This is a genomic window from Zhihengliuella halotolerans, assembly GCF_004217565.1.
GTDB lineage: Bacteria > Actinomycetota > Actinomycetes > Actinomycetales > Micrococcaceae > Zhihengliuella > Zhihengliuella halotolerans.
On record NZ_SHLA01000001.1, the window covers coordinates 2,318,171 to 2,338,921 of the forward strand.

Below are 20,751 nucleotides of genomic sequence, written 5' to 3' on the forward strand. Positions count from 1 at the left end.
CCCTAGAGCGCGGCCGCGCGGACACGGCCGGCGTTCGAGGCGGCGTCGAGACCCAGCTCGACGTCGTCGACGTGCACCACCTGCCCCCGGAGCAGGGACTCATTTCCGCAGATCCCCACGGCGATCGCCTGGATCCCGTCCACAAGACCAGCCGGGCGCCCGTACGGGTCCTCTCCGGGCCCACGGAAGATGTCCGCCAGCAGCAGTTTGTCGCCGCCGCCGTGGGCGCCCTCCCCGTTGATGATCTCCAGCTCGTGCGCCTCCTCCCAGTGGCGCTGCAGCACCAGGCGCTCACCACTGGCGCGCAGCGGATTGTCGTGCCCGTCCTCGGTCACCGAGGGGTCCACGGGCGCACCGCCGGCGGCCGGCAGGACCGCCGCCCGCTCGACGACGTCGAGCTCGAGGCGCCCCTCCGTCCCGTTGACGGCGACCCGATACCCCTCCCACGGGCTGTGCGCGTTCAACGAGTAACTGAGCACGGCGCCTCGAGAGTAGTTCACGGTCAGCGCCAGATTGTCTTCGATGGTGATCCCTGGTGCGAACACGTCCTGGTCGCGGCGGTAGCCGTCGTGCTCCTCATTCTTGAGGTAGAGGCCCTCGAGGCGCTCGTCGCTGCGCAGGTCCAGCGCGAACGGATCCGCGGCGCTGTCTTCGCGCGTGCCGCGCTCGTGGGCCGCAATACCGCGCTCCGCCGCGTTGTCGGCCCCGTAGAACTTCAGGCCGCCCGCCGCGTAGACGCGCTCGGGCACGTCGGAGAGCCACCAGTTGACGAGGTCGAAGTGGTGGCTGGACTTGTGCACCAGGAGCCCACCGGAGTTTTCCTTGATCCGGTGCCAGCGCCGGAAGTAGTCGGCGCCATGCACGGTGTCCAGGACCCAGGAGAAGTCGATCGAGGTGACCCTGCCGATCAGTCCGTCGGCGATCGCAGCCTTGAGCGCCGTGTTGCGCGGCGAGTACCGGTAGTTGAACGTCACGATCACCTCCCGGCCCGTGCGCTCCACAGTGTCGGCGATGCGCTCGGCGGCCGCCGCGTTCACGGTCAGCGGCTTCTCGACGACGACGTCGGCGCCGGCCTCGAGCGCTTCGCAGACCAGGTCGGCGTGTGTGAAGTCGGGGCTCGTGATGATGACCCGGTCCACGTTCTCCTCCGTGATGAACCCGGTCAGCGCCGCCGGATCGAAAGACTCGGTCTTCTCGCCGTACGTCTGCTCGATGACGTCCTGGTAGTAGGCGGCGCGGCCCGGATTGGTGTCCGCGAGCGCGACGAGCTCGGCGACGTCGGCGTGGTCGCCGAGGATGGCGTTGATGTACATCTCGCAGCGGTTTCCGGTGCCGATGATGACGTAGCGGGTGCGATTCGATTCGCTCACTTGCGCGTTGACTCCTTGAACGGCTCACTCTCGTGAGGACTGCTGGCTGGGGCGGGGAAAGCGCTCGGGGCGCCACCGCACGCTGCGGTGACGCCCCGGCGTCGTGCTGGTGCTACTTGATGCCGGTGGTCGCGATGCCCTTGACCAGGAACTTCTGGCCGAGGAGGAACGCGAGGAACACGGGCAGCAGGGTGACGATCGACATCGCGAACAGTGAACCCCAGTTGGACTCGCCCGTTGCGTCGATGAAGGCGCGCAGGGCGACCGGGACCGTGTACATCGACGGGTCGGTCAGGTAGATGAGCGAGGTGAAGAAGTCGCTCCACGTCCAGATGAAGGTGAAGATCGCGGTCGTCGCCAGTGCAGGGACCATGAGCGGCAGGATCACCTGGAGGAAGATGCGCGCGTGGCCGGCGCCGTCGATGCGGGCGGCCTCGTCCATGTCCTTCGGGATGCCGCGGATGAACTGCACCATGAGGAAGATGAAGAACGCGTCCGTCGCCAGCAGCTTCGGGATGATGATGGGCAGGAACGTGTTCACCCAGCCGATCTGCGAGAACATGATGTACTGCGGCACGATGATGACGTGGATCGGCAGCATGATCGTCATGAGCATGAGGCCGAACATGATCTTCTTGAACCGGAAGTCCAGCCGCGCGAAGGCGTAGGCGGCTAGCGAGCACGAGATCAGGTTGCCGAGGATGCAGCCGAAGACCACGATCGCCGAGTTCATCAGGAAGTGGCTGAACGGGTGGGATAGCGCATTCCACCCTTGTTCGTAGTTGGCCCACTCGAAGGTCGTCAGGAACAGGCCGGGCTCGCGGAAAATCACATCCGTGGGTCGCAGGGAGCTGACGATCATCCACAGCAGCGGGTAGATCATCAGCAGCGCGGAGGCGACCATGACCACGTGCTTGATGACGGCCCGGAGGACGACGCGCGGGCTCGGCCGGTACTTGTTCATGGGCGGCGGGGCCGTCGCGGAACGCACCTCGGCGGGGGTCTGCGGCGGGGCGGAGGAGCCTTCGGCTGTGACCGTGGCGCTGGAGTCTGTCTTCTGCTCAATCATCGTAGAACACCCAATACTTGGAGGCGAGGAAGTTGACGGCGGTGAAGGCTCCGACGATCATCACGAGCAGCCAGGCCATGGCGGAGGCGTAGCCCATGTCGAAGCCCTTGAAGCCCTGCTGGTACAGGTAGAGCGTGAAGAACATCGTGGAGTCCGCAGGGCCGCCGGTGCCGTTGGAGACGATGAACGCCTGCGTGAAGTTCTGGAAGGCGCCGATGATCTGCAGCACGAGGTTGAAGAAGATGATCGGGCTCAGCAGCGGCAGCGTGATGCTGACGAACTTGCGCAATCGGGTCGCGCCGTCGATCGAGGCCGCCTCGTAGTACATCGCCGGGATCTGACGCAGGCCGGCGAGGAAGATCACCATGGGCGAACCGAAGGTCCACACGTGCAGCAGAATCAGGGTGCTCAACGCGGTGTCCGGATTGGAGATCCACCCCATGCCCTCGATGCCGAACATCGCGAGCACCTGGTTCACGAGGCCGGACGTGCCGAAAAGCTGCTTCCACAGCACCGCGATGGCGACCGAGGAGCCCAGCATCGACGGCAGGTAGAAGACCGACCGGTAGAAGGCCAGGCCCCGCATGCCCCGATCGAGCAGGAGCGCGATGAGCAGCGCGACGATGAGCTGCAGGGGGACGCCGACCAGCACGTACGTGAACGTGACCTGCAGGGAGTTGATCAGGCGGTCGTCCTGGAACATGCGCACGAAGTTCGCGCCGCCGATCCATTCGGGCGCCTGCAGCAGGTTGTAGTTCGTGAAGGAGAGGTACAGCGACATCGCCATCGGCCCGAGGGTGATCGCGAAGAGGCCGATCGTCCACGGCAGCAGGAAGATGTGGCCGGCCTTGTTGTCCTTGTACTGGCGTTTGCCGCCTTTGACTTTGGACAGATTCTGCATCTCGGCGAGGACGCTCACAGGACCGTCTCCCTCGGTGCGCCGGCGCCTCGACGCCGGAAGGTGGTGTGGAACAGCATGGCTGACTCCTTGAGTAGAAACCCACGGCGACCTACATCGAGACCTCTGCGGGAATGCGCTTTCCAATAGTTCGTTCTCCACGGTAAGCTACCGGAGTTGTGAGGTCAACCACAGGTGGTGGTGACCGACTCCCCTCCCGGAAAAAGCGTCCGAGTGGCGCACCCGCACCCGCAGCCCCAGAAGGATCAGAGTCATGCCGAGCACCCCGAGGCCGTCCGATGCACGTCATTCCGCCATCATCCGGATCGAACTCGTCCTCACGTCGCTGCCGTTCGACGCAGGCCGCCGCGATGCTTCGACGGACAAATCAGAGTCTATTGATTCCTTTAACGCATCGTCCAAGACCTTCACGGCGATGGAATCCCTCATGGTCGCGGTCACGACCGCGGACGGTGTGACGGGCTGGGGCGAGGCCTTCGGACACAAGACCAACCCGGCGACGTGGGCGGCCCTCGAACAGATGGTCGCGCCCTTCTTCATCGGCCAGCCGGCCGATCCGGCGGCCGTCCGCCGCGACGCCGAGTACGCCTTCCACGCGTTCGGCCGTACCGGCCCGGTGCACTACGCCCTCTCGGCCATCGACATCGCCCTCTGGGACATCGCCGCGCAGCGCGAGGAGCTGCCGCTGCGGTCCTTCATCGCCCAGCGCCGCGATCACACGGCGGCCCCGCGGGAGAGCGTGCGGACCTACGCCTCCCTGGTCCACTACGGCGAGGACCCCGTCGAGGTCGCCTTCCACATCGCACGGGCTCGTGCGGACGGCTTCACCGCGTTCAAGCTGCACGAATCGACCAGGGACGCGATCGCCGCCGCGCGCCGCGCCGCGGGCGCCGAGGCCCGCCTCATGGTCGACGTGAACTGCGCGTGGGACGAGGCCGGCGCCGACGCCGCGCTCTCCGGCCTGGCGGACCTGAATCTGCACTGGCTCGAGGAGCCGGTCTTCCCGCCCGACGACTCACCCGCGCTCGCGCGCCTGAACCGGCGCCACGGGGTCGTCTCGGCCGGCGAGAACGCCTCCGGCGTGCACGGGCTCGTCGCCGACATGACCGCCGGCGCCGTCTCCGTGGCGCAGCCGAGCGTCGGCAAGATCGGCGGCATCACCTCGATGCTCGAGGTGTACGACGCCGGCGCCCGTCTGGGGGTGCCCGTCGTCCCGCACAACTTCTACTACGGCCCAGCGCTCGCCGCTGCGGCCCAGGTGATCGCCGCGATGCCGGTCCAGCTCGCGGGTGACGGGTCGCCCCACCCCGAGCTCGAGGTCCCGTTCCTCACCTGGCCGCAGCGGCTGCACTCGTTGCACGGCGCCCATCAGGATGACTCCGGCGCGGACGCCTCCGCCGTCGTGCTCCCCTCCGCCCCCGGGCTGGGCTTCGCTCCGGACCCCGACATCTTAGAGGCCGCCACGATCAGACGTGCGAAAATCTCGTAGGCGACAGGAGAGGAAACCATGAGCATCGAGAAGATCGTGTGCGTGCCCGACTCGTTCAAGGGCAGCGCCACCGCCGCGCAGGCCGCCGCGGCCCTGGCCGCCGGCGCACGCCAGGTGTTCCCGCGCGCGGAGGTCGTCGAGCTGCCGTTCGCCGACGGCGGCGAGGGCACGCTCGACGCGCTGCTGGCGGTCTGGGGCCGCGAGGCGGAGACCGTCGAGGTGGTCGACGCGATCGGCCGGCCCCGCACCGCGCGCTTCGGCCGCTCCGCTGACGGCGCCACCGCGATCCTCGAGGCCGCCGAGGGCAACGGCCTGCCGCACGTGAGCGACGTCGGGGCGCAGCCGCTGCGCGCCGACACCTACGGGGTCGGGCTCATCGCGCGCCACCTGCTGGACGCGGGCGTCGAAGAGATCCTGCTGTGCATCGGCGGCTCGGCGAGCACCGACGGCGGCCTCGGCCTGCTCGCCGCGCTCGGCGCGCGCATCGACTACGACGACGACGCTGCCGGCTTCGGCGGCGGACGCCTGCACGCGGTGCGCTCGATCGATCTCGAGGGTCTGCACCCGGCGGCGCGCGGGGTGCGCTGGCGGATCGCGGTCGACGTGGACAACCCGCTGACGGGCGAACGCGGGGCCGCCGCCGTGTTCGGCCCGCAGAAGGGCGCGAGCGCCGCGGACGTCGCGACTCTCGACGCCGGGCTCTCGCACCTGGCCGACGTCGTCGCCGCGCACTCCGGCGCGGACGCCGGCGAGCTGCGCGCCACCGCCGGATTCGGCGCGGCCGGCGGCATGCCGCTCGCACTCGTGCCTCTGCTCTCCGCCGAGGTCCTGCCGGGTTCGCGCCTCGTCGCCGAGGCCGTCGGGCTCGACGCCGCACTCGCGGACGCGGACCTCGTCCTCACGGGCGAGGGCGCGCTGGACACGCAGTCGCTCGGCGGCAAGGTCGTCGACGCTGTCCGCACTCGGGCTCCGGGCGGCGCGGCCGTCGTCGTGATCGCCGGGACCGTCAAGCTCACGGCCGCGGACGTGCGCGCGGCCGGGCTGACGGCGGCGTTCTCGATCGCGCCCGGCGCAGCGTCGCTGGACGAGCTGCTGGCCGCCGCGCCCGCACTCATCGAGGACGCGGCGGCGAACGCCTGCGCGCTCCTGGACCGCTGACGGGCGGCGCGGCTACGAGGAGACGATGAGCAACGTCGACGCGAACACGATCCCGGAGACGATCAGCACCAGCGTGGTGTAGCCGAGGATGTCGCGCATCTTCAGCCCCGCGATGGCCAGCAGCGGCAGCGCCCAGAAGGGTTGGATCATGTTGGTCCACTGATCTCCGTATGCCACGGCCATGATCGCGATCGACGGGTCGACCCCGAGGGAGTCGGCAGCCCCGAGCATGATGGGCGCCTGGATCGCGAACTGCCCGCCGCCGGAGGGGACGAAGAAGTTCACGACGCCGGCGGAGAGGAACGCCATGACGCCGAAGGTCTGCGGAGTGGACGCTGCGACGAGTGCGTCGGAGAAGAGCTCGATGAGCCCGGTGCCGGCCATGATGCCCAGGATCCCCGCGTAGAGCGGGAACTGGAGGAGGATCTCGCCGACATTGCCCGCCGCGTCCTTGGTCAGGGCGATCACCTCGAACGGGCTGCGCACCAGCAGCAGGATGAGCGCCAGGAACGTCCAGTTCACGACGTTCAGGGTCACCGATCCGCCGCCGGCGAAGTGCAAGACGAGGTAGCCGACCAGGAGCAGCCCGAGCAGCAGGGTCGGCAGCCGGCTCGCGTCGATCCGATCGGCGGGGGTCACGACGTCGTCGTCCACGTCCACGCCCCGGTCGCGTGCGTCCACGTCGAGCTCGACGACGGGGTCCTGGGCGCGCGGGGAGACGAGGAGGATCGTCGCCGCCACGGCCACGATGGTTACGGCAGCGGCGACGATGTTCCAGGTCGTGAAGACCGTCTCCGTGATCGGCAGCGGCGCCCCCAGGTGCTCGCTCACGAACGAGTCCGGCGTCGCCGCGGTCAGCGGGCCTGACGCCGAATACCCCATGTGCCACACGACGAAACCGGCGAACCCGGCGGCGACGAGCAACGGGAAATGCAGCCTGAGGCCCCGCTCGCGCCCTTGCGCGGCCACCTCCCGGGCGAGGATCCCGCCGACCACGAGGCCGAGGCCCCAGGTCACGAGCGAGGCCAGCGCCGCGGCGACGAAAACGAACACGTAGGCCTGCATCGCACTCCGCGGCAGGCGGGCGACCCGCGTCAACAGCGCGCGAACCGGTCCGGTGTTCGCGAGCATGTGGCCGAGCAGCAGGATCAGGGCCATCTGCGTCATGAACTCGAGCAGCCCCGACAGCCCGTCGCCCCACGCGGTGACGACGGCGGCGGGTGTCGCCCCGGTCAGGGCCAGGCCGAGCGCGGCGACGACGAAAGTCAGGACGATCGCGAAGACGAGGGCCGACGGGATGAGCCGTTCGACGACGTGGTTGACGGGGCGCATGACGACCGCCAGGCCGCCGCCGCGCCCCGCGCGGGCGTCTCGCGGTTCGGATCCGTCAGGTGCTGCTGACATGGGCTTCTCCGGCTTCTTCGACGGCTCGACAAGTGATACGGATCACCCTATCGGACCGTCTGGGCCGCGGACCCGAGCCCTGAAACCGGACCCCGCTCACGCGTCGTCGCGCACCACGACCCCCTGGGCGATCACGCCCGAGACGCGCTCGAGCGCCGCGGCGTCGGCCAGCGGATCCGCGTCGAGCAGCACGACGTCGGCGACTCCCCCGCGCACGAGGCGGCCCACGGTGCGTCCGACGCCGAGCAGGCGCGCCGGCGTCGTCGTCACCGCGCGCAGCGCCTGCAGCGGCGAGAGCCCGGCGTTGGCCAGCGAGCGGGCCTCGGTCCCGATCGGCATCACGTCCGTGCCGAAGGAGTCGGTGCCGGCGATGACGTCGACGCCGGCCGCGACCGCGGCGCGCACGGCCTCCTGCAGCACGGGGGTGTAGGCGCGGCCGCGTTCGGCGAGCACCGGGTTCGCGGAATCGGCCATCGAGGCGAGGCCGGCGAGCGTCGGGGTGAAGGCCGTGCCGCGAACGGCCATATCGGCGAGCGTCGCCTCGTCGACGTAGACGCCGTGCTCGATGCTGCGCACGCCCGCGCGCACCGCCCCGGCGATGCCCTCGGCGCTGTAGGCGTGGCAGAGCACGCCGGCGCCCTTGGCGGCGGCGACGACCGCGGAGAGCTGCTCCTGGTCGTACACGAGCTCGAGCGGGTCCTGCTCGGCCAGCCCGGCTCGCGGGTTGGCGCGGGTCTTGATGACGGACGCGCCGCGCTTGATGTTGTTCTTCGTCAGGTGCGCGAGGTCCTTCGGGTCGTGCACGCCGTCGGAAAGCGCGGCCAGCGGCGCCAGGGCCGGGTCGGCCAGCACCGAGTCGCCGAGCTCCGGCGAGACGAAGAGCCCGGCCGCATGCATGCGCGGGGACAGGCCCGGAGCCCACTCGGGCAGGGACGCGAGCGCGACGTCCTGGTAGAAGCTCGACGAGCCGCTGCGCACCGTGGTGGCGCCGTGGCTGAGGATCAGCCGCGCGTCCTCGAGGGCGTTGGCGTGCACGTGGGCGTCGACGAGGCCGGGGACGACGAACCGCCCGGTCGCGTCGACGACCGTGGCCCGGCCCGCGACGGCGGCAACGGCCCGACGGGTGGAGGCGCGGTCGCCGACGGCCTCGATCCGCCCGCCCTCGAGCACCACGACGCCGTCTTCGATCGCGTCGCCCGTGACCGGGTCGACGATGGTCCCGCCCTCGACGACGAGCGGCGGCGGGGTCTGCGCGTTCCCGTGGTATCCCGGAGCTGCGGGGCGGCCCGCGACCGGCGCAGGGGCGGCAGCCGCGGAGGCGGGCAGGAGGCCGATGCCGGCGAGTGCGGCTGCTCCCGCGATGACACTGCGGCGGGCGAGGGAGGCATCAGGGGCGGGGAGGGAGTCGTGGTCGTGCGTGCACATGGGGACATCCTTGTCGTCAGAGGGGGTGACTCATGCCAAGCTAACACCATTGACGTCATTTTGGTATCCCATATTCCGTGCGCCGTCACGCGGGTTCGTCCGGCCCAGCTATGCTGGGTTGCCATGAGCGGACAGGTGCGAATCGACGCGTGGCTCTGGGCCGTGCGCATCTACAAGACCCGATCCGCGGCCACCGCCGCGTGCCGCGCCGGCCACGTGCGCCGCAACGACGACCCGGCCAAAGCCTCCCAGCCCGTGGTCCCGGGCGACAAGATCCGGGTCCGCCAGCACGGCTTCGACCGCATCCTCGAGGTCACGCGGACGATCCCCAAGCGCGTGGGCGCCCAGGTCGCGCAGTCCTGCTACATCGACCACACTCCGCCCCGGACCCGCGAGGTCGTCCCGCAGGTACCGGTCCGCGACCGCGGCGCCGGCCGCCCGACCAAGAAGGACCGCCGCGAGATGGAACGGCTGCGCCGGACGTTCGACCAGCCCTGAAACGCATGCCGGCTACGACGCGTCCGGGCCGAGCCCATCGCGCGTCAGCGCGTAAGACGCGTTCGCCCAGACGATGTAGAGCAGCGGCGCCGGCGCGAGCGCCATCCCGAGCACCGGCTGGACCAGGATGATGCCGGCTAGGAGCCCGAGCAACGCCACCGCGGCCAGACTGAGATACCAGCGACGCACCGCGACGTACAGACAGTCCCGGACCAGGACGGCGAGCCGCTCCCCGGGCCGGAACACCGCGGCCGCCAGCACCGTGACCGCGAGCGCGAGCGCGCCGATCAGCACGAGAGCGAGCAGTGGCAGCAGCACCGCGAACGCGTGCTCCCGCGCCGCCGCCGCGGCGTCCACCACGACGACCAGCACGACGGCGCCCGTGGCCGCCGAGACGAGCGCGGCCTGCGGGAACATCCGCCGGTATTCGGCGACGAACGCCCGTGCAGGCCGCGGCGACGCCCCGCCCGCGCGGAGGTGGTCGAACGCCGCGAAAGCGCCGGCCAACGAGGGGCCGGTCGTGAGCGTGGCCGCGAGCACGAGCGGCCACGCTCCCGCAAGGTCGACGACCGTCTGCAGCAGGAACGCCAGCGGGGCGTTCGCGACGATCAGGAGCATGTTGACGACCATGAACGTGTACGCGTACCCGAACATCGCGCCGAAGCTCTCGAAGCGCGAGGCCGGCTCCACCGTCGTCTGCACCACCATGGCCGCTACCCCTTCATCCCGCTCGTCGCGATGCCCTCGATGAAGTGCTTCTGCCCGATCAGGAAGATGATCAGGATCGGCACGACCGAGATGACCGAACCGGTCATGATCATCGCAAACTCGGCGTCGAACTGGCCGACGAATGAGCGCAGTCCGAGCTGGACCGTCCAGAGCCGGTTGCTGGTCAGATAGATGAACGGCCCCATGTAGTCGTTCCACGTGTTGACGAACGTCAACAGGGCCAGGGTCGCGAGCGCCGGCTTCGACAGCGGCAAGATGACCCGCGCCCAGATGCCGTATTCGCTGAGTCCGTCGATGCGGGCCGCTTCGCAGAGTTCGTCCGGAATGGTCATGTAGTACTGGCGCATCAGGAAGACGCCGAACGCGCCGAAGGCCTGCAGCAGGATGAGCGACCAGAACGTGTTCGTCAGCTCCATGCGCTGCATCATGATGTACTGCGGGACCATGTATGCCTGCCACGGGACGGCGATCGTCGCGATGTAGCCCAGGAATAGCCAGTCCCGGCCCGGGAAGCGCACCTTGGCGAAGCCGTAGGCGGCGAGGGAGCCCGTGAGCACCTGCAGGCACGTGATGATCACGGCCAGGTACAGCGAATTCTGCACGTAGCCGAGCATCGGGATGCGCTCCCAGATATCCGCGTAGTTGGACCACACGAACTCTTCGGGGATCCACTGGATCGGCACCGTGAACACCTGGTTGTCGTGCTTGAGCGACGAGGAGACCATCCAGATGAACGGCACCATCAGCAGGACCACGAGCACGCAGAGGACGGCGTAGGTGATCCTGTCCCCGCGCCGCTGGCGAACCTCCTTCGCGGGAACCCGGCGCATCGGCGCCGGCGCATCGAAGCCGCCCCCTTCCGGGGCCCGGCTGTCGGCCGTGCGCGGCACACTCGTTTCCTTAACGAGACCGGACATCAGCGTTCCCTCCTCTGTTGAATTCTGAACTGGACGACCGTGACCCCGAGCACCAGCAAGAACAGGACCAGCGAAATCGCCGACGAGTATCCGAACTCGCCCTGCAGGATGCCCTCGCGGTAGATCAGCTGCGAGAGGACTGTCGTGGAGCGCCCCGGCCCGCCCTCGGTCATGACGACGATCAGGTCGAAGACCTTGAAACTGGCGACGGTCAGCATGACCACCACGAAGAACGTCGTGGGACGCAGGCCGGGCAGGGTGACGTTCCAGAAGCGCTGCCAGGCGCTGGCCCCGTCGACTTCGGCCGCCTCGTAGAGCTCGCGCGGGATCGCCTGGAGCCCGGCGAGGTAGAGGACCATGTAGTAGCCCATGTCCCTCCACACGCTCGTGATGATGACCGCCGGCATCGCCCACGTGGTGCTGGAGGTCCAGCCGGGCGGATCGGAGATCCCGATCCACATCAGGAACTGGTTGATCGGCCCGCTCTCCGGGTTGAACAGCATGTTCCAAACCACCGCGACCGCCACCAGCGAGGTGATGTAGGGGAAGAAGATCGCGACCCGGAAGAGCCCAATGCCCTTGAGCTTGCGGTTGACCAGCAGGGCGAGACCCAGCGCGAGCGCGAGCGTCAGCGGCACGTGGCCGATCGTGTAGACGACCGTGTTCCGCAGCGCGATCCAGAACGTCTCGCTCGCGAACATCGTCCGGAAGTTCTCCAGCCCCACCCAGCGCGGGGTCGAGAACGAGTTCCAGTGCATGAAGGCGAGCCCGAAGGCGGCGATGACGGGGATCAGCGTGAAGGCGAGGAACCCCAGGAAATTCGGCAGGATGAAGGACCATCCGATCAGCGTGTTGCGCCTGGCCTGGCGGCGGTTGCCCGCGGGGCGTCCGCCGCCGGCCGCCGGCCGGGCCGCCGGCTCTGCCGCGGCTGCGGCAAGGGGACCCGCCTCGATGCTCGACGTGTTCATGATCCCTCCCGTCCGCCGCGCCGTCCCGTCCCGCTCCTAGTCGAGTACTTCATTTTTGACCCGCTTCTCCATGTCGGCGATGCCGGCATCGACGGATTTCTCGCCGGACATGATCAGCTGATGCTCCTCGGTGAGGATCTGGTCGACATCGGAGGAGAGCTCACTGACGGGCATCTCCAGCGCGGAGACGTCCGGTGAGAACGCCGCGGCGGACCCGTCGTCGCCGGGCATGCCGTCGATCCCGAAGTAGGCTTCCGTGATCGCGTCCGTGCGCAGGGCCGGCACCACGCCGATCTCCGCGATCGCCGCGGCGCCCTCCTCGCCCGCGGCCCACGCGATGAATTCGCGAGCCTCCTGGCTGTGCGCGGCATTGCCGTTGACGGCGAACGACGTCGGCGACCCGAACGTCGTGACCTCGCCGCCGGACTCGAGCTGCGGCATCGCCGCCAGACCCCAGTCGAAGTCGGCGACGCCGTCGTTCTGCGCCTTCAACAGCGCGGCGATGTACCACGTGCCCATCGGGACCATCGCGGCCTTCTCGGTCTCGAACATGGATCCGTATCCGGTCTGCTGGCTGGTCGCGGTCGACCACGCGAGAGAGGCCCCGGCATCTTGGAGGTTCAAAGCGGTCTCGTAGCGGTCCTTCAGGAAGCCGTAGTCTCCGCCGATCAGGTCTCCCCCGGACTGCGCGGCCGCGGTCGAGTGGACCAGCGACCGCCAGACGTGCTGGTAGGTGCCGTCGGCGTCGGTCTCCGCGGCGATCTTCTCGGCGACCTGCTCGTACTCCTCCCAGGTCATGTCCTCCGGGTAGTCGACGCCGGCGGCGTCGAAGAGGTCCTTGTTGTAGTAGAGCAGCCAGAAGTCCTGCCGGTACGGGGCCGCGTAGTAGGCCCCGTCCAGCTCGAAGGCGTCCAGGCCCGCAAGTTCGTCGCCCGGCAGGTCGGCGACGACGTCGCTGATGTCCTCGAGCTGCCCGCGATTGGCGAACCGCGAGTAGTCAATGACGTTCTTCATGGTCAGCACGTCGGTGTCGTCGCCGCCGGCGAGCATCGTGGTGACCTTCTCGGCGTAGTTGTCGGCGAGGATGTCGACGGGCTGGATGTCGATGTCCGGATTCGCCGCCTCGTAGGCGTCGAAGAGCGCCGCGAACTCCGGGGTGCCCTCGTAGTTCCAGACGCTCACCGTCAGCGGGGTCCGGCCCTCGGCCCCGCCGTCGTCGGCGGTTCCTGCCGCCCCGGCGCATGAGGTCAGGGCGAGCGCCCCGACGGCCAGGACGGAGGCTGTAGAGAGTATGCGTCGCTTCATTGCGGTTCTCCTTCTCGTCCGCCGTCGTCGGACGGCGGCTCGGTTGGTTGAGGTGCTTCGTGTGTGATGGGTTTCGTTCAGGCGGGCAGGTCCACGGGCGTCGAACACCCGTCGGGCCAGTCGATGCGGGCCGAGCGGGCGGCGACCGCCACCTCGGGAGGGTCCCCGATCCCGGCGCCGAGACCGACCGCGACCGCGTACCAGCGGCCCGGCACGGGGGCGTCGAAGTCGACGCGGTCGACCCGGACCGTCTCCGCCAGCGGGCTCGCGCCCTCCCGGCGGGTGGACGCCGCCCGGGCGGCCCCGGCCAGGGGCACGACGACGGCGGCGGGCCCGCCGGGTTCCGCCACCGCCCAGCCGGCGCAGCGCAGCGCAGTCGCCCGTGCGGCCGCCCGCCCCTCGAGCCGGACGAATCGCAACTCCCACGGCCCGCGCAGCACCGAAACGACGGTGAGGGTCCCGGCAGGGTCGGAGCGGCCACGCCAGCCGGAGCCGTGGTCGCGGTCGGGCCGTTCAGCCGCGACCCAGCGCTGCCCGCCGCGGGAGGCGGCCGAGACGGCCCCGTCCTCGGTGCGGGTCCACAAGGTCTCAAACCCGGCCCGGTGGCTCGCCCGCCCCTGCGCGTCGACGAGCGCCGCGGACTGGTCGGCCGGTTCGATAGCGCCGGCCCCGCCGAGGACGGGCGCGGTGGCCGTCGAATAGCCCAGGCGCGCGTACAGCGGGGCGTCGGCCGCCGTCGTGTCGTCTTCGTCCGCAGCCGCGTCGACGCGCGGGAGGTCGTGGTCGGTCCCGTGGTTGGCGAGGCGCACGACGCCGTCGGCGGCGGTCGCACTCACGGCCCACCCGGGCGCTGCGATCGTGAACGCGTGATCACCAGATTCGACCGGCAGCGGCTCCTCGACCGCCGTCCAGACGGGGTGATCCGCCGGCAGCGCCAGCCCGAGGAGGCCTTTGGACGCCCAGTAGGGCGACCCCGGGCCCGAGTAGGACTGCGCGAGCCCGGGCCAGGAGCCGTGCCAGCCCAGGCTCAGCAGCCCGTCGGCGCCGGGCGCCGCGCGTTCGGCGAAGTGGCGGACGATCCCGCTCGCCGCGCGGCGGATCAGGCCGGGCGCGAGGGCGGGTGTGCCGTCGTCGTCGCCGGCGATCGCGCCGGCCCAGAACGGCCCGGCGGCCGCGAAGCGGTAGACGAGGCTGCGGCCCTGGACGAGCGGTGAGCCGTCGGCGCCGACGAGGCGGACCGCGTCCTGCAGGTAGCGGCCGAGCCGGTCGCGGTCGCTCCGGCGCCGCTCGGAGTGGTCGCCGGGGGCGTGACCGCCCATCCGGTGCCACAACTGCGGGTAGAGGTGCAGCGCCCAGCCGGCGTAGTGGTCGTAGTTGCGCTCGTCGCCGTCGCTGAACCAGCCGTCGGCACGTGTGAACGTGTCCAGCAGGGCCAGGTCCTCGGCGATGTCCGCCTCGGAGTAGTCGGCGCCGACGGACTTGAGGAACTGGTTCACCACGATCCGGAACCACGCCCAGTTGTTGCGTGGGCGCCACGTGCCGACCATGGGCGCGAGCCAGTCGACGAGGCGCTGGCGTGTGCCGTCGTCGAGCCGGTCCCAGAGCCACGGGCGCGTCATGTCGAGGATCAGCGCGACGGCGGCGGCCTCGACCTTCGCCTGGTCGTGTTCGTCGAGCCGCACCCAGCGTCCTGGATGATGCGGGTCCGCGCCGGCGCGCAGGCCCTGCGCGTACCATTCGGCGAGACCAAGCGGATCGCGGCCGTCCTCGCCGGCGAGCCGGAAACCCGCCAGCAGGAAGGTCCGGGCGAAGCCCTCGAGGCCGTCAACGGCGCGCCCGTAGCCGCCGGCGGGCCCGGGCGGGGTAATGCGGGCGTGGGATTCGTCAGCCCACGCCCGCACCCCCAGCAGGGTGGCGTCGGCGACTGCGGTGTGGTGCTCGCGCGTCCAGCCGGTGTAGGGCGAGAGCACGAGATCGGGCGGGGGCAGGGTGATCGGACCGGGCATCAGGCGCTCAGCTCCAGATCGCCGGCTGTCACCGGCGCAGCGAGCGGGGCTCCGGCCGCCCACCGCTCGAGCTCGTCGAGCGCATGATCCGTCATGCGCCGGGTCTCACTGCCGAGCGACCCGGCGATATGCGGCGTCAGCATGACGTTGGGCAGGGAATACAGGGGGGACTCGGCGGGGAGCGGCTCGGGGTCGGTAACATCGAGGATCGCGTGGATCCGACCCGTCGCACAGGCCGACGCGAGGGCGTCGGTGTCGACGAGGGAGCCTCGAGCCGTGTTGATGAACGTCGCGTGCTCCCGCATCGCCGCGAACTCAGCGGCACCGAACATCCGCCGGGTCGACTCCAGTGCGGGAGCGTGCACGGAGACGACGTCGGAGCAGGCCAGCAACTCGTCCAGCCCGACCGCACGTGCGCCGACCGCGTGGACCTCCGCCACGGGCACGTGCGGGTCGTAGACGACGCACTCGAGCGAGCCAAAGGAACGCAGGTGCTCGACGACGCGTCGCCCGACCTTCGAGAACCCGACGATCCCGACGGTCCGGCCAAGATTGCTCAGCTCGCCGCGGCGACCCGCGTAGGCCCAATCCTCGCGGTGCACGCGGGCGTCGTTGGCGAGGAACGGCGCCTTCTTCCCGTCGAAGAGGATCGCGGCGAGCGTGTATTCGGCCACCGGCACGGCGTTGACGTGCGCAGCGTTCGACACGGCGACGCCGCGCTCCCAGACCTGCGGTCCGGCGAACCCGCGCACCGACCCGGCGCAGTGCAGGAGGGCCCGTAGTTTGGGCATCGCCTCGAGTCGATCAGCCGTCAGCCGTGGCACGCCCCAGCCAGTGATCAAGACCTCGACCTCGGCCAAGCGATCGCGCACCTCCGGAGTGTCGAGCGTGTCCGTCCAGAGTGGCTCGGCCGTCGAGGCCAGGGCGGCCAGGCGGGCGAGCCGGGCCTCATCGAACTGGCCGGCGAACGTCGCGCCGTCCATAACGATCAGCGCCTCGGGCCGTCGTGTCATGTCTGTTTCCTTCCATCTGCTGCGAGCCGCGAAAGTGTGCCTTGCATCACCTCACCCATTCAGTGAATACTCACTTGTGATGCAAATCAATCATTTCGTTCATTAACAATCACAATCGTTCAGACTCGAACAATTCACAGGCATGGAGGCGCACGATGCACCGCAGCCCTGAAGGCGCCGGGCCCCTCACTGCCGCGTGGCCGGCGATCTCCGATCCGCAGCAGCTCGTCGAAACGCTCGACGACGCCCGCGACCGTCTGGCCCGCGCCTGGTCGACGCCGCCGGCGACACTGCCCGGGGAACTCGCCGCTGCGGCCCGGGCCGACCTGTCCACCTCCTGGCCCCGTCCACTGGCGCGGCACTTCCGGCGCTACCACGCCACCGGCGAACGCATGCCCTACGAGCAGCGCGTCCGCGACCTGCAGGCCCGGCTCACACGGGCCGCCGTCATGGCCTGGGCGGGCAGCGAATCCGGTACCCCGGACTCCTCCGACGGCGGCTGGCTCGATGAGGTGGCCGATGGCGTGTATCTGCTGTGCGAATTGAGCACGTGGGCGTGGGTGGCCCACGACGACGCCCATGAGGCCAGCGGAGCCGTCCTCCCCGACACCGACCGCCCCTACCTGGACCTCGGCGCCGGCGAGATCGCGGCCCAGCTGGCCTGGATCGATCTCCTGCTCGGCGACGCGCTCGACCAGCAGGTCCCCGGACTTCGAGCCCGGATGCGCCTCGAGACCCGCCGCCGCGCCGTCGACCCGTTCCTCGAAAGGCTCGACTGGCACTGGCTCGGCCTCGACGGGGACGTGCACAACTGGAACCCGTGGATCCACGGGAACCTGCTCACCGCCGCCCTCCTCATGGAGCCCGACCGCGAGAGGCGCGCGCGGATCGTCGCACGCGTCATCGAGGGCCTGGACCGCTACCTGGCCTGGCTGCCTGCCGACGGCGCGGTAGACGAGGGCTTCTCCTACTGGTGGGACGGTGCCGGCCGCTGCCTGGAGGCCCTGGAACTTCTCGAGCAGGCCAGCGGCGGCCGCCTGGTCGCCGACGTGCCCGTGCTGCGCAGCACGCTCGCTTTCCCGCGCCGGCTGCATCTGGGCGGGGCCTTCTTCGTCAACGCCGGCGACGGGGCGGCCCGCGCCAAGGACTCGATCGTCTGGGAGGTGCTGCTGCCGTGGGCCCGACGCTTCGGTGACGCAGCGACGGCGGCCCACGCGGAGGCGATGGCGGCCGCGGCGCCGGCCGCACCGCCGTCGTCCGCCGGGATCCACCGCGTCCTGCGGAGACTCGCCACCCGCGCGGCATCCGCGCCGCACAACGCGCCGGCACCGGCGGACGGCTGGGACCGGATTGACTCGGCCCAGATCGCGGTGGCGCGCGCCAGCGGAGTCGCCGCATCGCTCAAGGGCGGGCACAACGGCGAGCACCACAACCACCTGGATCTGGGCTCGGTGATCGTCGCGGTTGATGGTGTTCCGCTCGTCGTCGACGCCGGCCAGCCCACCTACACCGCGGAGACGTTCGGCCCGAACCGCTACCGGGCACGCGCCATGCAGAGCCTGTGGCACTCGACCCCAGCCCCCGGCGGCCTGATGCAGGGAATCGGCAGCCGCTATACGGCGCGCGGCGCACACGCCGCCAGCGCGGCGGCTTCGCGCGAGAGCCTCGAACTCGCCGGCGCGTACGATCTGCCCGCCGGTTCCTCGTGGCTGCGGAGCCTCACCGTCGACCCTGACGGGCGGGTAGAGGTGATCGACGAGTGGGAGATCCCCGGTGGGACCGCCGAGACAACGTGCGTGCACCTGCTGCTGGCCGGTACGGTCGAACGGCACGACGGCGGCGCTCGGGTCTCCCCGCGCGGAATCCCCGGCACGGGCGGCGGTCGCAGCTTGCGGCTCCACTGGCCGTCAGGGGCCGCTGCGCAGTTCGAAGACTGGGAGCTCGAGGACCCGCTGCTGGCCGCAGTGTGGGGCGAGCGTTTGACGCGGCTGACACTCGACGCCGGCACCGACGCCCGCAGCCACGGACGACTGCGCGTCAGCATGGAGGCCCAGCCATGAGCCCGGAGGAAGCAGGCGGGCAGGAACGCGCCTCGCGACCGAAGTTCGGCCTGCAGCGTCGGGAGTACCTCCTCGAGACGCTGCGCTCCCACGGCTCGCTGACGGTTCGCGGGGCGGCAGCCGAACTCGGCGTCAGCGAGCTGACTGTGCGGCGGGACATCAACGCCCTCGAGAAGCAGGGACTGCTTTCACGCGTGCATGGCGGGGCGGTGCCACCGTCGCCTGTCGGGCGGGAGGGCGCATCCCGCGGCACCGGGGAGGGCCGGGCCATCGGCATGGTCGTCCCCTCGCTGGACTACTACTGGCCGCAGGTCGTCAACGGTGCCCGGCGCGTCGCCGAGGCGCACCGGATCAAGCTGCAGGTGCGCGGTTCCTCCTACGATCCGCACCAGGACCGCGCGCAGGCAGAGGCCATTCTGAGCACCGGAGCCGTCTCCGGGCTGATCATCGCGCCGACCATCACGGGCGAGGCCGGGCGCGATCTGCTCGCGTGGCTCGACGCCCTGCCCGTGCCCGTCGTCCTGGCCGAGCGCCGCGCCCCGGAGGAACTGGCCGCGCGCCGGCTCGAATGGGTGCGCACGGACCACGCCCACGGCGCGCAGCTGGCCGTCCGGCACCTCGCCCAGCGGGGCCACCGGCGCATCGGCTACCTCACCAACTCCGTCAGTCCGACCAGCGCCCACGTCGTGCGCGGCTGGCATCAGGCCACCGAGGCTCTAGGCGTTCACGTCTCCCCCGTGACCGAAGACTTCGCCGAAGGCACACGCGAGCGCAGCCGTGACAAATTCTTCGATGAGCTGCTGGACCGGGCCGTCGAGTCCGAGACGACGGCCCTCGTCGTGCACTCGGACGTGCAGGCCGTCGCCCTCGCCCAGCACTGCCAGGACCGCGGCCTGCGCATCCCGGAGGACCTGGCGATCGTGGCCTACGACGACGAGGTCGCGGACCTGACTGACCCGGCGCTCTCGGCCGTGCGACCGCCGAAGCACCACGTCGGCGCCAGCGCGGTCCAACTCCTCGCCGCCCGCATCGCTGAGGGCCGCGGCCGTCCGGTGCACCGCCTCGACCTGATCCCCGAACTGATCGTCCGCGGCTCGAGCTGACGCGGAAGGAAACGGAGCCATCATGACCACCGATGCACTGCTGCTCAGCGGGACGGGCCGCTACAGCGATCCCTGGCACCCGTTCGCCGAGACCTCTGAGGCCCTCGCGGGCTTGCTCGCCGATCGCGGAGCCCACGTGCGGACGGCCGTCAACGTCGACGCCGCCCTTGCGCGCCTCGCCCCGACCCGCGGCGCGGCCGGAACCCTCGCAGGGGACGCCCCGGATCTCCTCGTCGTCAACGTCGGCCTGCCGCGCGACGGCGGCACGTCGCCCGGCACCGAGGCGGCCCACGCGGGGCTGCGCGCCTGGGCCGGCTCCGGCCGGCCGACGCTGGCCGTGCACTCCTCGAGCACGAGCTTCGTGGACGCGCCGTGTTGGGAGGACGTCCTCGGCGGGCGCTGGGTACGCGGGAGGACAATGCACCCCGACTACGGGCCGGCCCGGATTCGGCTCGAATCCTCGGCGCTGACCGCCGAACTCGAGGATTTCACCCTCGACGACGAACGCTATTCCTGGCTGCGCACGACGGCCGGGATCGAGGTGCACGCCACGCACGAACACGAGGGCGGGCGCCACCCGATCGTCTGGTCCCACGTCCGCGGCGGCGCCCGGACGTTTTACGACGCGCTGGGACACGACGCCGCGTCCTATGCCTCGTCGCCGCGGCGCGCGCTGCTCCTCCGGGGACTGGACTGGCTTCTGTCCTGAAACGCACGCGGCCCGCCGTCGAGGTGCGGGAAAGCACCCCGGCGACGGGCCGTCGTCGGACGAGTCGCGACTACTCGGAGTCGGCGGTCGTCCCGTTGGACGTGCGCGAGCCGAGCTCGGCGTCGAGGCGCAGCAGGCCGTTGCCGTCTTCGCTGATGAGCTTGACGCGGCCGATGATCTCGGCGACCGAGGCCTCCTCCTCGAGCTGCTCGGACACGAACCAGTTCAGCAGCGGGAACGCGTCGATGTCACCCTCCTGCTGGGCCAGGCGGTAGAGGTTGCGGATCGCCTCGGAGACCTTCTTCTCGTGGGCGAGGGATGCCTCGAACGCCTCCAGCACGGTCGTCGTGCCAACCTTCGGCGCGTTGATGTCGCCGATCTGCGGCTTGGAGTCGCGGTCCGTCATGTGCGCGATGAACTTCTCGGCGTGAACGGTCTCCTCGTCGGACTGGGCGCGGAACCAGCCGGCGATGCCGGGCAAGTCGCGCATGTCCATCTCGATGGCCAGCTGGCGGTACACCACGGAGGCCTCGAGTTCGAGGGTCACCTGGTCGTTGAATGCGGTTTCGAGCTTTCCTGTAAGTTCCATGCTTCAAAAATAGGCCTGTT

The 20,751-nt window shown here is 70.3% G+C and carries 18 protein-coding genes; 6 read left to right on the forward strand and 12 right to left on the reverse strand.

The window, feature by feature from the left end; all coding sequences use genetic code 11:
- Nucleotides 1–2: 2 nt before the first annotated feature.
- The 3 genes from EV380_RS10500 to EV380_RS10510 form a co-directional block, all read right to left on the reverse strand.
- Nucleotides 3–1,370, reverse strand: a complete 1,368-nt coding sequence (locus tag EV380_RS10500; protein ID WP_423219024.1) for a Gfo/Idh/MocA family protein — start codon at nucleotides 1,368–1,370, stop codon at nucleotides 3–5.
- Nucleotides 1,371–1,482: 112 nt separating this feature from the next.
- Nucleotides 1,483–2,439, reverse strand: a complete 957-nt coding sequence (locus EV380_RS10505) for a carbohydrate ABC transporter permease (protein ID WP_373278128.1) — start codon at nucleotides 2,437–2,439, stop codon at nucleotides 1,483–1,485.
- Nucleotides 2,432–3,340: a carbohydrate ABC transporter permease gene (locus EV380_RS10510; protein WP_102157300.1), complete on the reverse strand. Its 909-nt coding sequence runs from the start codon at nucleotides 3,338–3,340 to the stop codon at nucleotides 2,432–2,434. The genes EV380_RS10505 and EV380_RS10510 overlap by 8 nt, the downstream gene beginning before the upstream one ends.
- Before the next feature lie 271 nt (nucleotides 3,341–3,611).
- Between EV380_RS10510 and EV380_RS10515 the strand changes: the two genes are divergently transcribed.
- Together EV380_RS10515 and EV380_RS10520 are read left to right on the forward strand one after the other, a co-directional pair.
- The gene (locus tag EV380_RS10515) at nucleotides 3,612–4,847 is read left to right on the forward strand and encodes a mandelate racemase/muconate lactonizing enzyme family protein (RefSeq protein ID WP_130451100.1); all 1,236 of its coding nucleotides are present in this window, start codon (nucleotides 3,612–3,614) and stop codon (nucleotides 4,845–4,847) included.
- Nucleotides 4,848–4,865: 18 nt separating this feature from the next.
- Nucleotides 4,866–6,005: a glycerate kinase gene (locus tag EV380_RS10520; RefSeq protein WP_130451101.1), complete on the forward strand. Its 1,140-nt coding sequence runs from the start codon at nucleotides 4,866–4,868 to the stop codon at nucleotides 6,003–6,005.
- Between the two features lie 12 nt (nucleotides 6,006–6,017).
- Here the strand turns inward: EV380_RS10520 and EV380_RS10525 are convergent, their stop codons facing one another.
- Complete coding sequence (locus EV380_RS10525) at nucleotides 6,018–7,337, reverse strand: short-chain fatty acid transporter (RefSeq protein WP_130452190.1); 1,320 nt, start codon at nucleotides 7,335–7,337, stop codon at nucleotides 6,018–6,020.
- Nucleotides 7,338–7,505: 168 nt separating this feature from the next.
- A complete protein-coding gene (locus EV380_RS10530; protein ID WP_130451102.1) occupies nucleotides 7,506–8,834 on the reverse strand; it encodes an amidohydrolase family protein in 1,329 nt (442 codons plus the stop codon).
- Between the two features lie 123 nt (nucleotides 8,835–8,957).
- On the opposite strand from EV380_RS10530, the gene EV380_RS10535 reads away from it, so the two are divergent.
- Nucleotides 8,958–9,332, forward strand: coding sequence for an RNA-binding S4 domain-containing protein (locus EV380_RS10535; protein ID WP_130451103.1), 375 nt, complete (start codon nucleotides 8,958–8,960; stop codon nucleotides 9,330–9,332).
- 12 nt (nucleotides 9,333–9,344) lie between these two features.
- On the opposite strand, the gene EV380_RS10540 is transcribed toward EV380_RS10535, so the two are convergent.
- The 6 genes from EV380_RS10540 to EV380_RS10565 form a co-directional block, all read right to left on the reverse strand.
- Nucleotides 9,345–10,040 carry a DUF624 domain-containing protein gene (locus EV380_RS10540; protein ID WP_130451104.1) on the reverse strand — a complete coding sequence of 232 codons (696 nt, stop codon included), beginning with the start codon at nucleotides 10,038–10,040 and terminating at the stop codon, nucleotides 9,345–9,347.
- Nucleotides 10,041–10,045: 5 nt separating this feature from the next.
- Nucleotides 10,046–10,978, reverse strand: coding sequence for a carbohydrate ABC transporter permease (locus EV380_RS10545; protein WP_207219391.1), 933 nt, complete (start codon nucleotides 10,976–10,978; stop codon nucleotides 10,046–10,048).
- A complete protein-coding gene (locus tag EV380_RS10550; protein ID WP_130451105.1) occupies nucleotides 10,978–11,946 on the reverse strand; it encodes a carbohydrate ABC transporter permease in 969 nt (322 codons plus the stop codon). Before EV380_RS10550 ends, EV380_RS10545 begins: the two co-directional genes overlap by 1 nt.
- A gap of 36 nt (nucleotides 11,947–11,982) precedes the next feature.
- On the reverse strand, nucleotides 11,983–13,251 hold the full coding sequence (locus EV380_RS10555; RefSeq protein ID WP_130451106.1) for an ABC transporter substrate-binding protein: 1,269 nt from the start codon (nucleotides 13,249–13,251) through the stop codon (nucleotides 11,983–11,985).
- A gap of 77 nt (nucleotides 13,252–13,328) precedes the next feature.
- Complete coding sequence (locus EV380_RS10560) at nucleotides 13,329–15,257, reverse strand: DUF2264 domain-containing protein (protein ID WP_130451107.1); 1,929 nt, start codon at nucleotides 15,255–15,257, stop codon at nucleotides 13,329–13,331.
- Nucleotides 15,257–16,270 (reverse strand): hydroxyacid dehydrogenase, encoded by a 1,014-nt coding sequence (locus EV380_RS10565; protein ID WP_130451108.1) that lies wholly within the window; start codon nucleotides 16,268–16,270, stop codon nucleotides 15,257–15,259. The genes EV380_RS10560 and EV380_RS10565 overlap by 1 nt, the downstream gene beginning before the upstream one ends.
- 155 nt (nucleotides 16,271–16,425) lie before the next feature.
- On the opposite strand from EV380_RS10565, the gene EV380_RS10570 reads away from it, so the two are divergent.
- From EV380_RS10570 to EV380_RS10580, 3 genes are read left to right on the forward strand one after another with little or no spacing between them, the layout of a single operon-like run.
- Nucleotides 16,426–18,330, forward strand: coding sequence for a heparinase II/III domain-containing protein (locus tag EV380_RS10570; RefSeq protein WP_130451109.1), 1,905 nt, complete (start codon nucleotides 16,426–16,428; stop codon nucleotides 18,328–18,330).
- On the forward strand, nucleotides 18,327–19,433 hold the full coding sequence (locus EV380_RS10575) for a substrate-binding domain-containing protein (RefSeq protein WP_130451110.1): 1,107 nt from the start codon (nucleotides 18,327–18,329) through the stop codon (nucleotides 19,431–19,433). The genes EV380_RS10570 and EV380_RS10575 overlap by 4 nt, the downstream gene beginning before the upstream one ends.
- A gap of 22 nt (nucleotides 19,434–19,455) precedes the next feature.
- Nucleotides 19,456–20,142 (forward strand): ThuA domain-containing protein, encoded by a 687-nt coding sequence (locus EV380_RS10580; protein WP_130451111.1) that lies wholly within the window; start codon nucleotides 19,456–19,458, stop codon nucleotides 20,140–20,142.
- Between the two features lie 70 nt (nucleotides 20,143–20,212).
- Here the strand turns inward: EV380_RS10580 and EV380_RS10585 are convergent, their stop codons facing one another.
- A complete protein-coding gene (locus tag EV380_RS10585; protein WP_130451112.1) occupies nucleotides 20,213–20,731 on the reverse strand; it encodes a ferritin in 519 nt (172 codons plus the stop codon).
- Between the last annotated feature and the right edge of the window lie 20 nt (nucleotides 20,732–20,751).

Coding starts and splice junctions, on each gene's coding strand:
- EV380_RS10505 (WP_373278128.1), bottom strand. CDS start 2,439: ATGATTGAGCAGAAGACAGACTCCAGCGCCACGGTCACAGCCGAAGGC.
- EV380_RS10510 (WP_102157300.1), bottom strand. CDS start 3,340: ATGCAGAATCTGTCCAAAGTCAAAGGCGGCAAACGCCAGTACAAGGAC.
- EV380_RS10515 (WP_130451100.1), top strand. CDS start 3,612: ATGCCGAGCACCCCGAGGCCGTCCGATGCACGTCATTCCGCCATCATC.
- EV380_RS10520 (WP_130451101.1), top strand. CDS start 4,866: ATGAGCATCGAGAAGATCGTGTGCGTGCCCGACTCGTTCAAGGGCAGC.
- EV380_RS10525 (WP_130452190.1), bottom strand. CDS start 7,337: ATGCGCCCCGTCAACCACGTCGTCGAACGGCTCATCCCGTCGGCCCTC.
- EV380_RS10530 (WP_130451102.1), bottom strand. CDS start 8,834: ATGTGCACGCACGACCACGACTCCCTCCCCGCCCCTGATGCCTCCCTC.
- EV380_RS10535 (WP_130451103.1), top strand. CDS start 8,958: ATGAGCGGACAGGTGCGAATCGACGCGTGGCTCTGGGCCGTGCGCATC.
- EV380_RS10540 (WP_130451104.1), bottom strand. CDS start 10,040: ATGGTGGTGCAGACGACGGTGGAGCCGGCCTCGCGCTTCGAGAGCTTC.
- EV380_RS10545 (WP_207219391.1), bottom strand. CDS start 10,978: ATGTCCGGTCTCGTTAAGGAAACGAGTGTGCCGCGCACGGCCGACAGC.
- EV380_RS10550 (WP_130451105.1), bottom strand. CDS start 11,946: ATGAACACGTCGAGCATCGAGGCGGGTCCCCTTGCCGCAGCCGCGGCA.
- EV380_RS10555 (WP_130451106.1), bottom strand. CDS start 13,251: ATGAAGCGACGCATACTCTCTACAGCCTCCGTCCTGGCCGTCGGGGCG.
- EV380_RS10560 (WP_130451107.1), bottom strand. CDS start 15,257: ATGCCCGGTCCGATCACCCTGCCCCCGCCCGATCTCGTGCTCTCGCCC.
- EV380_RS10565 (WP_130451108.1), bottom strand. CDS start 16,270: ATGACACGACGGCCCGAGGCGCTGATCGTTATGGACGGCGCGACGTTC.
- EV380_RS10570 (WP_130451109.1), top strand. CDS start 16,426: ATGCACCGCAGCCCTGAAGGCGCCGGGCCCCTCACTGCCGCGTGGCCG.
- EV380_RS10575 (WP_130451110.1), top strand. CDS start 18,327: ATGAGCCCGGAGGAAGCAGGCGGGCAGGAACGCGCCTCGCGACCGAAG.
- EV380_RS10580 (WP_130451111.1), top strand. CDS start 19,456: ATGACCACCGATGCACTGCTGCTCAGCGGGACGGGCCGCTACAGCGAT.
- EV380_RS10585 (WP_130451112.1), bottom strand. CDS start 20,731: ATGGAACTTACAGGAAAGCTCGAAACCGCATTCAACGACCAGGTGACC.